The 12,335-nt window shown below is 73.3% G+C and carries 10 protein-coding genes and 1 tRNA gene; 9 read left to right on the top strand and 2 right to left on the bottom strand.

Annotated features, from left to right (window positions below; translation table 11 throughout):
• Positions 1 to 282 precede the first annotated feature (282 nt).
• The gene (locus ACIA79_RS02565; RefSeq protein WP_399426245.1) at positions 283 to 1,173 is read left to right on the top strand and encodes a helix-turn-helix domain-containing protein; all 891 of its coding nucleotides are present in this window, start codon (positions 283 to 285) and stop codon (positions 1,171 to 1,173) included.
• 342 nt (positions 1,174 to 1,515) lie between these two features.
• On the opposite strand, the gene ACIA79_RS02560 is transcribed toward ACIA79_RS02565, so the two are convergent.
• Positions 1,516 to 1,588 (bottom strand) — tRNA-Arg (locus tag ACIA79_RS02560).
• A 324-nt stretch (positions 1,589 to 1,912) separates the two neighbouring features.
• Between ACIA79_RS02560 and ACIA79_RS02555 the strand changes: the two genes are divergently transcribed.
• The 7 genes from ACIA79_RS02555 (at position 1,913) to ACIA79_RS02525 (ending at position 10,678) form a co-directional block, all read left to right on the top strand.
• Positions 1,913 to 3,493, top strand: a complete 1,581-nt coding sequence (locus tag ACIA79_RS02555) for a dynamin family protein (RefSeq protein WP_399426278.1) — start codon at positions 1,913 to 1,915, stop codon at positions 3,491 to 3,493.
• Between the two features lie 5 nt (positions 3,494 to 3,498).
• Positions 3,499 to 5,391 (top strand): GTPase, encoded by a 1,893-nt coding sequence (locus ACIA79_RS02550; protein ID WP_399426243.1) that lies wholly within the window; start codon positions 3,499 to 3,501, stop codon positions 5,389 to 5,391.
• 240 nt (positions 5,392 to 5,631) lie between these two features.
• A complete protein-coding gene (locus ACIA79_RS02545; RefSeq protein WP_399426241.1) occupies positions 5,632 to 6,078 on the top strand; it encodes a single-stranded DNA-binding protein in 447 nt (148 codons plus the stop codon).
• A 194-nt stretch (positions 6,079 to 6,272) separates the two neighbouring features.
• Positions 6,273 to 7,709 (top strand): Cys-Gln thioester bond-forming surface protein, encoded by a 1,437-nt coding sequence (locus ACIA79_RS02540; RefSeq protein ID WP_399426239.1) that lies wholly within the window; start codon positions 6,273 to 6,275, stop codon positions 7,707 to 7,709.
• 177 nt (positions 7,710 to 7,886) lie between these two features.
• Positions 7,887 to 9,551: an energy-dependent translational throttle protein EttA gene (ettA, locus tag ACIA79_RS02535; protein ID WP_399426237.1), complete on the top strand. Its 1,665-nt coding sequence runs from the start codon at positions 7,887 to 7,889 to the stop codon at positions 9,549 to 9,551.
• Positions 9,552 to 9,560: 9 nt separating this feature from the next.
• Complete coding sequence (locus ACIA79_RS02530) at positions 9,561 to 10,010, top strand: acyl-CoA thioesterase (protein WP_399426236.1); 450 nt, start codon at positions 9,561 to 9,563, stop codon at positions 10,008 to 10,010.
• A complete protein-coding gene (locus ACIA79_RS02525) occupies positions 10,007 to 10,678 on the top strand; it encodes a hypothetical protein (RefSeq protein WP_399426234.1) in 672 nt (223 codons plus the stop codon). The genes ACIA79_RS02530 and ACIA79_RS02525 overlap by 4 nt, the downstream gene beginning before the upstream one ends.
• Before the next feature lie 97 nt (positions 10,679 to 10,775).
• On the opposite strand, the gene ACIA79_RS02520 is transcribed toward ACIA79_RS02525, so the two are convergent.
• A complete protein-coding gene (locus ACIA79_RS02520) occupies positions 10,776 to 11,180 on the bottom strand; it encodes a globin (RefSeq protein WP_399426232.1) in 405 nt (134 codons plus the stop codon).
• Between the two features lie 123 nt (positions 11,181 to 11,303).
• Here ACIA79_RS02520 and ACIA79_RS02515 point away from each other — a divergent pair, with 123 nt between their 5' ends.
• On the top strand, positions 11,304 to 12,305 hold the full coding sequence (locus ACIA79_RS02515; RefSeq protein ID WP_399426230.1) for a methyltransferase domain-containing protein: 1,002 nt from the start codon (positions 11,304 to 11,306) through the stop codon (positions 12,303 to 12,305).
• The last annotated feature ends 30 nt before the right edge of the window (positions 12,306 to 12,335 follow it).

Here is a 12,335-nt window from a genome sequence, read left to right as displayed (position 1 = left end):
CAACACCACCAGGACCAGCCGCTGCCGGCCCGTCATCCGAGGCGGACCCGACGTCCCCTCACTCACCGACTGCACACCATCAACAACGGACATGGTCTTCGGGCTCCATTCGCTTCGTATCGCTCCGCAACGGGGGTACGAAGGAACCTTGGCGCCACGGCCGGAGGGTGCCCAGACCTCTGTTCTGGCTAGGCGCCGGAAGGCCACGAGCCCGGAGACTACCCATGACAGGACCAGGCTGAGCGCTCGCACCCGGGCCGCCCGCCGGGGACACTGGACGGCATGGGTACTCAATCGGAGCTCGGAGACTTCCTGCGCAGCCGGCGGGCCAGGCTGCGGCCCGAGGACGTCGGCCTGCCGCCGCACGGCACCCGCAGGCGGGTGCCGGGCCTGCGCCGCGAGGAGCTGGCCCTGCTCGCCGGTGTCAGCGTCACCCACTACACGCGGCTCGAACAGGGGCAGAGCACCAACGCCTCCGAGGCGGTCCTGGACGCCATCGCCCGGGCGCTGCGGCTGAGCGAGGACGAGTGCGCCCACCTGCGGGACCTGGCCCGCCCCTCCCGGCCCCGCCGCCCGCAGGCCGCGCGCCCCGAACACGCCCGCGCCAACCTGCGCAACCTCATCAACGCGATGGCCGACGTGCCGGCCGTCGTCCTGGACCGGCGCAACGACGTGCTGGCCTGGAACCCGCTGGGACACGCCCTGCTCGCCGGCCACATCGACCCCGAGAGCCCGGACAGCCCCGCGCAGCGCCCGAACCTGACGCGCATGCTCTTCCTCGACGCGCACACCCGCGAGCTGTACACGGAGTGGGAGGAGGAGGCGCGGACGGCGCTCGCCGCCCTGCGCCTGACGGCCGGCCGCCACCCGGACGACCGCCACCTCGCCGAGCTGATCGGCCAACTCGCCATGAAGAGCACGGAATTCGCCGCCCTGTGGTCCCGCCACCCCGTGCGCAACTGCACCTCGGGCGCCAAGCGCTTCCACCACCCGCTGGTGGGCCCCATGGAGCTCGGTTTCGAGAGCATGCAGCTGTCGGACCCCTCGGGCCAGCGCGTGCTCGCCTACAGCGCGGAGCCGGGAACCCCGTCGGAGGCGGCACTCCGCCTCCTGGCCACGGCCACCCGCTCGGCCACCCCGGCACCCCGCCCGACGGCCCGCACCACGCCCTGACCGCCTGCCCCCATGCCGCCGCCCGGGCCCTCCCCCACCATCGACGGGGGAGGGCCCGGCGTTCACCCGCGGGTACTGCACCGAACGCACCTGCACGTCACGGTCGCCGGTGTGGCCGTCCGCCGCCCGCCGGCGCGGCAGTCCGACTTGGTCGCACTGTTCCGGCTCGGGCGGCCCGGCCTGCATGCTGGCGCCGGTCGAGGCGCGGCGCTGTGCAGCGCTTCATGACCGAAAGGTGGTGTGCCCACGATCGCGGGCACCGCGAAGCGCTTGGCGTCACGGCGATGTGCGGTACGGCACAAAAGAGCCTCACCCGCGTTTCCGCTGGTGAGGCGATGTGCGCGCCCCCGGCAGGACTCGAACCTGCGGCCAAGCGCTTAGAAGGCGCCTGCTCTATCCACTGAGCTACGGGGGCCGGTGGTGGCCTTGTGGCCTGGAGCCCCTGGTGGGTTGTCCGTGACCTTGCCGGGGACAAGGATAGGGCTCCGATCGCCTTGACCCGGTCGCTTCACCTGCGTGGCACGATGTGGAGGTTCGGTGAAGCGAACCGATAATCGCAGGCAGGTGCGATTCTCGCAGCGCTTTTCGCGCCACACGCCCCGGGTGTTGTGCACTCGTTATGCCTGCGTCCCACTCGTCCCCTGTGTCCCCCGCCCCGGATTGTGCTTGATCGGCGCGCAGAGACCCCCATACGCTTCAAAACGATGCCGAAATTGGGCATTCTTCGCATGTGGTGACCTTGGACGTACGGCCTCAGCTCATCGACGCACTCTCCGCCCTGCGCGACCGTGTCGCCGCCGTGCGTCTCCCCCTCCCCCTTCCAGGGGCACCCAGGGCGCGGCAGACGCGTGCCGAGCTGCTCGCGCAGCTCGACGACTACCTGGTGCCACGGCTGAAGGAACCCGAAGCGCCCCTGCTGGCCGTGGTCGGGGGCTCCACCGGTGCGGGCAAGTCCACCCTCGTCAATTCCCTGGTCGGGCGACGCGTCAGTGAGGCCGGCGTCCTGCGGCCCACCACCCGGACGCCCGTCCTCGTCTGCCACCCCGAGGACCACCACTGGTTCGCCGGCATGCGGGTACTGCCCCAGCTGGCGCGCGTCTGGGGGCCCGAGGAAGGGCAACCGGAGCCCGCGGGCGGCAAGGCGCTGCGGGTCGAGACCGCGCACAGCCTGCCGCGCGGGCTCGCGCTGCTCGACGCGCCCGACATCGACTCCCTCGTCGTGGAGAGCCGCGAGCTCGCCGCCGAGCTGCTCTGCGCCGCCGACGTATGGGTCATGGTCACCACCGCCTCCCGGTACGCCGACGCCGTGCCCTGGCACCTGCTGCGCACCGCCAAGGAGTACGACGTCTCCCTGGTCACCGTCCTCGACCGGGTGCCGCACCAGGTCATCGGCGAGGTGTCGCGACAGTACGAGGCGCTGCTCGTACGGGCCGGGCTGGGCGACCTACCGCGCTTCACCATCCCCGAACTGCCCGAGTCGGCCGGCGGCGGCAGCGGACTGCTGCCGGAGAGCGCCGTGGCCGCCCTGCGCGCCTGGCTGAACCACCACGCCCAGGAGCCCGCCGCCCGCCGGCAGGCCGTCGGGCGCACCGCCCAGGGCGTCATCGACTCGCTGCGGGTGCGCATGCCCGAGCTCGCCGGAGCCGTCGCGGCCCAGTACGCCGCCGCCGTACGCCTCTCCGGAGCCGTCGACGCGGCGTACGAGAAGGAGGCCGAGCGGGTACGCCGGGAGCTGCGGCGCGGCGCCGTCCTGGCCGGCGACGCCCGCACCCGCTGGCGCGGCTACCCGCGCGACTGCTCGGCCACCGAACTGCTCGACTCGCTCACCGAGTCGCTCGGCGCGCTGTTCCAGTGCGCCGTCGCCGCCGCCGACGAACACGTACAGGAAGCGTGGGGACGCGAACCGGCGTCCAGGGCGCTCGGCGGCGGGCAGGCGCCACCCGACGCCGAGTCGGCCGAGCGCATCGGCATGGCCGTACGGCGCTGGCGGCGCGTCCTGGAGGAGCTCGCCGAGGACGAGGTGCGGCGCATGGAGCGCAACGCCGCACCGGACGCCGACACCGTGGCCGCCCTCCTGGCGGCCGCGCTGCTCGGCGGGCGCCGCACCCGCAACGCCGGGGAGCGGCTCGCCGAACTCCTCGGCGCACAGAGCGCCCTGAGGCTGCGTGACCGGGGCGGTGAACTGGTGGAGACGTACATCGACCGCGTCCTGCACGAAGAGAGGGACCGGCGCCTCGCGCCGCTCGACCGGCTCGACATCACGCCCGAGCCGCAGGCCGAGCTGATCGCTGCGCTGTCCGTACTGCAGAGGGAGAGGTGACTGCGGTGAGTGCCGTGGACGAACACTGGGACGACGGGCTCATCGCCCGCCGCGTACAGGAGGAGGCGGCGAACGAGGAGCCCGCCCCCGAGGAACCGCAGATGCCGGCCGGCCCCTACGCGACCGCCCTGCGCGGCCGCCTCGACGCCCTGCGCAAGCTCGTCGGGCTCTCGGCGACCCGGCTCGACGGCGCGACGCTCGCCGAGGCGGGGCGCGTCCTGGAGGAGGCGGCCGCCCGGCAGCGGCTGTCCTCCCGGCACACGGTGGTCGCCATCGCCGGCGCGACCGGCAGCGGCAAGTCGACCCTGATCAACGCCCTCGCGGGGGTGCCGGTCTCCGAGACGGGACTGCGCCGGCCCACCACCTCCGCGCCCATCGCGTGCGCCTGGTCCGAGGGCGCCGGCGGGCTGCTGGACCGGCTCGCCATCCCGGGGCGGCTGCGCCGCAGGCCCCTGGCCGGAGGGGTCGGGGACGAGGCGCTGCAGGGCCTGGTCCTGGTGGACCTGCCCGACCACGATTCGGCGGTCACCGCCCACCGCGAGCAGGTGGACCGGCTGCTGGCTCTGGTGGACGCGGTGATCTGGGTGGTCGACCCGGAGAAGTACGCCGACGCCGCGCTCCACGAGCGATACCTGCGGCCACTGGCCGGGCACGCGGAGGTGACGTTCGTGGTCCTCAACCAGGTGGACCGGCTGCCGGGCGAGGCCGCCGACCAGGTCCTCGACGACCTGCGGCGGCTGCTGGACGAGGACGGCATGGCCCTCGGCGAACACGGCGAACCCGGCGCCACGGTCATGGCCCTGTCCGCGCTCACCGGGGAGGGCGTCGGCGAACTGCGCGAGATGCTGGGGGCGTTCGTCCAGCAGCGCAACGCCGCCCAGCGGAGGCTGTCGGCGGACGTGGACGCGACGGCACGGCGGCTGCGCCCCGTGTACGTGGCGCACAGCCGGACCGGGCTCGACGAGCGGTCCCGCGAGGATTTCGGGGCGCGGCTCGCGGTCGCCGTCGGCGCCCGGGCGGCGGGCGAGGCCGCGGAGCGCGAGTGGCGGCGCAACGCGGGACGGGCGTGCGGCACGCCGTGGCTGCGGCTGTGGCGGTGGTACGAACGCCTGCGGACGCCCGGAGCCGGCGCGGAGCCGCAGGCCGAGGTGCCCATGGAGGACGAGCTCACCGCCCGCCAGCGCGTCGAGCAGGCGGTGCGGGTGGTCGCGGACGAGGCGGCACGCGGACTGCCGGCGCCCTGGGCCCAGGCGGTGCGCGAGGCGGCGGTACGGGGGGCGCAGGGGCTCCCCGAAGCCCTGGACGAGCTGGCCGTGACGGTCGGCCGGCCGGGCAGGGAGACGCGGCCCGGCGAGGAGGCGCAGCCGGGCGGGGAAGGCCGGCCGGGCAAGCAGGGCCGGCGCGGGTGGAAGGGCCGCTCGGGCAGGGGGAGGGGGCACGGGGAGGACGGGCGCCCGGTGCGGGAGGACCGGGACGGGCGCACGGGCGCGGACACGCGCGCGGGCAAGGAGGGGCGGACGGGCAAGGACGGGCGCCCGCCGCGCCCCGCATGGTGGCCGGCCGCGGTGCTGGCCCAGGCGGCCATGACGCTGCTCCAGTTCTACGGCGGCCTGTGGCTGGCGGGCCAGATCGTCGGCGTGCTGGAACCGGGCCTCATGGTCCCCGCGCTGATCATGCTGGCGGGTGTCGTCGGCGGCCCGCTGGTGGAGTGGGCGTGCGCGGCGGCCGCCCGGGGGCCCGCGCGCCGGTACGGGCAGGAGACGGAGCGCCGGCTGCGGGAGGCGGCGGCGGGGTGCGGCCGGGCGATGGTCCTCGACCCGATCGCGGCCGAGCTCATGCGCTATCGCGAGGTCCGCGAGCAGTACGCGACGGTGGAGGCGGGGCGGCGGGTGGGATGAGCTGCGGGGCGCGCCGGTCGGGGCCGGTCGGGGTGCGGCGGTCGGGGCCGATCGGGGCCGGTCGGGGTGCGGCGGTCGCGGCGCGGGCGCGGTGGAACGCGGCCCGTTACCCCATGTGGGTGACCGAGTTGTGCACATGAGCTGACTTGTCCACACCCATCCGCGGGAATTCGGCGGGGCGGTCAGCATGGGATCCGTCGACGGCCGGCGCGGGTCCGGCGGACGGAAGGGGTGGACACGGTGAACGAGACCATGGTGACCGTCGTGGGCAATGTGGCGACCAGCGTGGACTACCGGGACACGGCGGCCGGGGGAGTGGCCAAGTTCCGGTTCGCGGCGCGGGCGCGCCGGTGGGACCGGGAGCGGGCGGGCTGGGTCGACGGGCCCACCAGCTTCTACACGGTCTGCGCGTGGCGCACGCTCGGGGCGAACCTCGCCGCGTCGGTCGCGGTCGGCGATCCGCTGGTCGTGCACGGCCGGCTGAAGGTCCGCGAGGAGGACTGGGAGGGGCAGCGCAGGACGTTCGTGGACATCGACGCGGTGGCGGCGGGACACGATCTGACGCGCGGGACCTCGGCGTTCAGACGGCCGGTGAGGGCCGAGCCGAAGCCGGCCGGCGATCAAGAGCCCGCCGCGCATGGTGAAATGCGGCACGGTGCGGAGGGCGCGGCGGAGTTCGTGGGGTGACGGGCCCGCCGGCCGTCCGTGCAAGCGCGCGCGATAACGATTCTGAGTCGGAATGGTTATCTGACGGTATGACAGGGGACTGTGCTGGGCCGCCTCTTTAGGATTCCCGGGTACTCACGGGGCACTTGAGTCGGCTGGCGAGGCACTCCCCCCACGCGTCCCACGCGACAACACCTCGCCCAGAGGGGAATTCTGTGTTTGCTGCGTTTTCTGTACGGAGGCGGTTCGGTCGCGCCACCCGTCTCGCCGCCGCGGCCGTCGCCTCCGGGCTGATCACGGCAGGCGCCCTCGGCGGTGCGACGCCGGCCGCCGCCGACGAGGCGCCCCAGCACCAGGGCGGTGCCGCCGCCACCCTCAACGGACTGACCACCTTCCACCAGGCCGTCCTCCACGTCGGCAACCAGGAACAGCAGCTCCCCGCCGGCCTGTTCGAGATGACCGTCGACGGCGGCGGCACCCTCAAGACGTACTGCGTCGACCTGCACAACCCCACCCAGGAGAAGGCCAGGTACCTGGAGACCTCCTGGGACCAGACCTCGCTCGGGAGCAACAAGGACGCCGGCCGGATCCGGTGGATCCTCCAGCACTCCTACCCGCAGGTCGACGACCTCGTGGGCCTCGCCGAGGAAGCCGGCACCGGCCCGCTCACGCCGGAGACGGCGGCCGCCGGCACCCAGGTGGCGATCTGGCGGTACTCGGACGGCGCCGAGGTCGAGGCGCTCGACCCGGCCGCCGAGAAGCTCGCCGACTGGCTGGAGGAGGAGGCCGGCAGCGTCGCCGAGCCCAGGGCTTCGCTGAGCCTGGAGCCCGGCGCGGTCTCCGGCCCCGCCGGCACCCGGCTCGGGCCGGTCACCGTGCGCACCGGCGCCGGCCGGGTGACGGTGAACCCGCCCGCCGACGCCGCCGCCAGCGGCATCAGGATCACCGACGCGGCCGGCAAGCCCGTCGACGCGGCCGTCAACGGCAGCAGGCTCTGGTTCGACGTGCCCGCAGGAGCCGCCGACGGCACCGCCGCACTGAGCGTGCAGGCCACCACCTCCGTACCGGTCGGCCGCGCCTTCGCGGGCGTCACCAGGAGCCAGACGCAGATCCTGGCCGGGTCCAGCGACTCCACCGTCTCGGCGGTGGCCACCGCCACCTGGGCCACGACGGGCGCCGTACCGGCGCTGTCCGCGAGGAAGAACTGCGCCGAGGGCGGCGTGGACATCACGGCCACCAACAAGGGTGACGCCGCGTTCACCTTCGAGCTCATGGGTGCCCAGCACACCGTCCCGGCGGGCGAGTCCCGGACGGTGACGGTCCCCGTCGCCGAGGACCAGGCGTACCACCTCGAGGTCACCGGGCCCGCCGGTTTCACCAGGACGTTCAAGGGCCTCCTGGACTGCCGGACCACCGGCAGCACCGCCACCATGACCGGGCAGCCCGCCTCCCAGCCCAGCCCCCTGTCCGGCGGCGTCACCGCCGGCGCCGGCCTCGACCTCGCCGAGACCGGCGCGTCCAACGCCACGCCGATGATCGCCGGAACCGCCATCGCGTTCGTCCTGATCGGCGGCGCGGCGGTCTTCTTCCTCCGCAGGAAGAAGGACGCCCCGGCCGGGACGGCGGGATCGGACGGGGAGTCCGTCGAGTGACCGGACGGTGACCCTCCGTTCGTGACGGCGGTGGCCCCGGGGCGTGCACGGACACGCGGACCGGGGCCACTGGCGCATCAGCCCCCACGTACGCGCCCCTACTGGTTTCCATCGAGGGATGGACGTCAGGCAAGATGGGGTGTATCTGCCCACTCTCGGATTGCCGGACGGTTTCTCTTGGCTGAGTACATCTACACGATGCGCAAGACGCGCAAGGCGCACGGCGACAAGGTCATTCTCGATGACGTGACGCTGAGCTTCCTGCCCGGTGCGAAGATCGGTGTGGTCGGCCCGAACGGCGCCGGTAAGTCCACCGTGCTCAAGATCATGGCCGGTCTGGAGCAGCCCTCCAACGGCGACGCGTTCCTCTCGCCCGGCTACACCGTCGGCATCCTCCTGCAGGAGCCGCCGCTGAACGAGGACAAGACCGTCCTGGAGAACGTCCAGGAGGGCGTCTCCGAGATCAAGGGCAAGCTCGACCGGTTCAACGCCATCGCCGAGGAGATGGCCACGAACTACACCGACGAGCTGATGGAGGAGATGGGCAAGCTCCAGGAGGACCTGGACCACGCCAACGCGTGGGACCTCGACGCCCAGCTCGAGCAGGCCATGGACGCGCTCGGCTGCCCGCCCGGGGACTGGCCGGTCACCAACCTCTCCGGTGGCGAGAAGCGCCGCGTCGCGCTCTGCAAGCTGCTGCTGGAGGCCCCCGACCTGCTGCTGCTCGACGAGCCCACCAACCACCTGGACGCCGAGTCCGTGCAGTGGCTGGAGCAGCACCTCGCCAAGTACGCCGGCACCGTCGTCGCCATCACCCACGACCGGTACTTCCTCGACAACGTCGCCGAGTGGATCCTCGAGCTCGACCGCGGCCGCGCCTACCCCTACGAGGGCAACTACTCCAAGTACCTGGAGACCAAGCAGGCCCGTCTCAAGGTCGAGGGCCAGAAGGACGCCAAGCGCGCCAAGCGGCTCAAGGAAGAGCTGGAGTGGGTCCGCTCCAACGCCAAGGGACGCCAGGCCAAGTCCAAGGCCCGTCTCGCCCGGTACGAGGAGATGGCCGCGGAGGCCGAGAAGACCCGGAAGCTGGACTTCGAGGAGATCCAGATCCCGCCGGGCCCGCGTCTGGGCAGCGTCGTCGTGGAGGTCGAGAACCTCAGCAAGGCGTTCGGCGAGAAGGTCCTCATCGACGACCTCAGCTTCAGCCTCCCGCGCAACGGCATCGTCGGCGTCATCGGCCCGAACGGCGCCGGCAAGACCACGCTGTTCAAGATGATCCAGGGCCTGGAGCAGCCGGACACCGGCTCGATCAAGGTCGGCGACACGGTCAAGATCTCCTACGTCGACCAGAGCCGCGCCAACATCGACCCGAAGAAGACGCTGTGGGCCGTCGTCTCCGACGAGCTCGACTACATCAACGTCGGCCAGGTCGAGATGCCGTCCCGCGCGTACGTGAGCGCCTTCGGCTTCAAGGGCCCGGACCAGCAGAAGCCCGCCGGTGTCCTGTCCGGCGGTGAGCGCAACCGCCTCAACCTGGCGCTCACCCTCAAGCAGGGCGGCAACCTGCTGCTCCTCGACGAGCCGACCAACGACCTCGACGTCGAGACCCTGTCGTCGCTGGAGAACGCCCTGCTGGAGTTCCCCGGTGCGGCCGTGGTCGTCTCCCACGACCGCTGGTTCCTCGACCGGGTCGCCACGCACATCCTGGCGTACGAGGGCGACTCCAAGTGGTTCTGGTTCGAGGGCAACTTCGAGTCGTACGAGAAGAACAAGATCGAGCGGCTCGGCCCGGACGCGGCCCGTCCGCACCGCGCCACCCACAAGAAGCTCACCCGGGGCTGAGGCAGCGCAGTGGCTCGTCACATCTACCGGTGCCCGTTGCGCTGGTCGGACATGGACGCCTTCGGGCACGTCAACAACGTGGTCTTCCTCCGCTACCTGGAGGAGGCCCGCATCGACTTCATGTTCCGGCTGGCGCCGGGCAACGGCTCACCGTCGTTCTCGGGCGGCTCCGTCGTCGCCCGGCACGAGATCGACTACGTACGGCCGCTGGTCCACCGGCACGAGCCGGTCACCGTCGAGTCGTGGGTCACCAAGATCGGCGCGGCGTCCCTGACGATCGCGTACGAGATCAAGGACCACGACCAGGTGTACGTACGGGCCTCGACGGTCGTCGTGCCGTTCGACCTCGAAGCGCAGCGCCCGCGCCGCATCACCGCGGAGGAGCGGTCGTTCCTGGAGGAGTACGTGGACGACGGCATGCACGCCCCCGAGGCGCAGGGGGAGGCAGCGGTCGCATGACCGCGCCCCTCCACTTCGCCGACGCCAGGGAGGCGGCCGACCTCGCCGCCTTCCTGGCCCGGCTGATCCACTACGACCGGGCCGCCGTCGTCCGCCTCCAGGCGGGCGGCGGCGCCCTGGCCGTGTTCGGCCGGCCCCCGTCCTTCGAGGTGCTGGCCATCCGCACGGCCACGCTCGTGGACGAGGCCCCGCTGGACATCACCGTCTCGGCCGGTCAGCTCCTGGAGGGCATCGAGGAGTCGGCGGGCAAGGCGATGATCCCCGCGGCCGTCACCGGACCGCCCTGGACCGGTGTCCTGCCCCCGCGCGGCGGCTGGCAGGAGGTGCCCGGCCTGCCGGACGCCGCCGAGCTGCGCGGCGCGGTCGCCGCGGCGATCGCCGAATTCCGGGCGCGGGACGAGGAGTTGCCCGCCGAGCGCCGCACCCGCGCGGAGCGCGACCGCATCGGCCGCGAGATATGGTCGCGCACCATCGGCCCGACCGGCCTGCCGCTGCGGGCCGTCCACGCCGCCCAGTCGCTGGGCTTCCTGCCGGCCCCCGGGGTGCCGGTGGCCCTGCTCGGCACCGGCTCCTGGCTGCGGCTGCGCACCCCCTACGGCTCCGTCGCCGTACGCACCGGGGGCGGACTGGGCGGGCTGAGCGTGACCGCCGTCCCGCACCAGCGGTGAGCGAACCTTCCAGCGGTGAGCGGCACCTTCCAGTGGTGAGCCCCCAGGCGGTGAGCACCCCCGTGGTGAGCGGCACCCCCGTGCACGCCGGGAGGGGTCAGTCCGCGGTGTTCACCATCGACGCCGCCGCGTACGTGAGGTAGTTCCACAGCTGCCGCTCGTGCTCCTCCGACAGCCCCAGCTCGTCGACGGCGACGCGCATGTGCTTCAGCCATGCGTCGTGCGCCGCCTTGTCGACGGTGAAGGGGGCGTGGCGCATCCGCAGCCGGGGGTGGCCGCGGTGGTCGCTGTAGGTGCGCGGGCCGCCCCAGTACTGCATCAGGAAGAGCGCGAGCCGCTCCTCGGCCGGGCCCAGGTCCCCCTCCGGGTACATCGGCCGCAGCAGCGGGTCATCGGCGACACCCTCGTAGAAACGGCGGACGAGGCGCCGGAAGGTCTCCTCGCCGCCGACCTGCTCGTAGAAGGTCTGCTCCTGAAGCGTGCCCTGCGGAATCTCATTCACCCGTCCATGGTCTCAGACCGACCGGCCGAGGACCCGGGCCCTAGGACCCCCGCCCCCTCCGCCTCCGCCTGACCCCGGCCGGGCGTCCTCGCGTGCGCGACCCGTGCGCAGCACAGTGGAGGCATGGGGACAGAGCGAGAGGACCCGTTCGCCGCACGGGCCGCCGTGGCGCGCCGCGCGATGGTCCGCGGGATCGTCGCGGCCGGGGAGCTGACGGACCCGGCCTGGCGGGCGGCGTTCGAGGAGGTGCCCCGGCACCTGTTCGTGCCGTACTACTACGTCGGGGTCATGGGCGGCTACGAGCGCCTGTGGCGGGAGGACCCCGACCCCGCCCGGCGCGAGCGCTGGCTGGCGGGGGCGTACGAGGACCGGCCGCTCGCCACCCGGGTGCGCAACGGGGACCTGGTCTCGTCGGCCAGCCAGCCCTCGCTGATGGCCTCCATGCTGGAGGCCCTGGACGTCCGGGACGGGGACCGCGTCCTGGAGATCGGGGCCGGCACGGGTTACAACGCGGCGCTGCTCGCGCACCGGCTGGGCGACGAGCGGGTGACCACCGTCGACCTGGACGAGGACATCACCGAGGCCGCCCGCGCCCATCTCGCGGCGGCCGGCCGCCGCCCCACCGTGGTGACGAACGACGGGGCCCGGGGCTGCCCGCGGCGGGCACCGTTCGACCGGATCATCGCGACCTGCGCCGTGCCGTCCGTACCGCCCGCGTGGCTCGAACAATGCCGTCCGGGAGCGCGCATCCTGACGCCGCTGGCCACCGGCGTGATCGCGCTGCGGGTACGGGACGCCGGGCACGCCGAGGGACGGTTCCTGCACACCTCGGCGTACTTCGTACCGCTGCGCGGCGCGGTGGGCGCCGGCCGGATGCCGGTGCACACCGGCGGGCTGCCCCGGCGCGCGGCCGAGGACGACCTCTTCCGCTTCCTGCTGGCGCTGACGGCGGGCACCCTGGAGCCGCAGGAGGCGTACGCGCTCTGGCAGCGGGAGGAGCGGCCCGCACGGGAGCGCTACGGGGTGACGGTCAGCGGCGAGCGGCAGTGGGCGTGGCTGGACGAACCCGAGGGGCCCTACCTCTGGCCCCTCGGATCGCTTGCGCCTCACGAGCAGCGGTCATGACCGGCCCGGCCGGTCCCGAGGACCTCTCGC

The organism is Streptomyces sp. NPDC051310, assembly GCF_044455245.1.
Classification (GTDB): domain Bacteria; phylum Actinomycetota; class Actinomycetes; order Streptomycetales; family Streptomycetaceae; genus Streptomyces.
This window is presented reverse-complemented; position numbering and strand designations above follow the sequence as displayed.

Bases quoted from the DNA above. Each gene is read 5' to 3' on its own strand.
- ACIA79_RS02565 (WP_399426245.1), top strand. From the start codon at position 283: ATGGGTACTCAATCGGAGCTCGGAGACTTCCTGCGCAGCCGGCGGGCC.
- ACIA79_RS02525 (WP_399426234.1), top strand. From the start codon at position 10,007: ATGACCGCGCCCCTCCACTTCGCCGACGCCAGGGAGGCGGCCGACCTC.
- ACIA79_RS02515 (WP_399426230.1), top strand. From the start codon at position 11,304: ATGGGGACAGAGCGAGAGGACCCGTTCGCCGCACGGGCCGCCGTGGCG.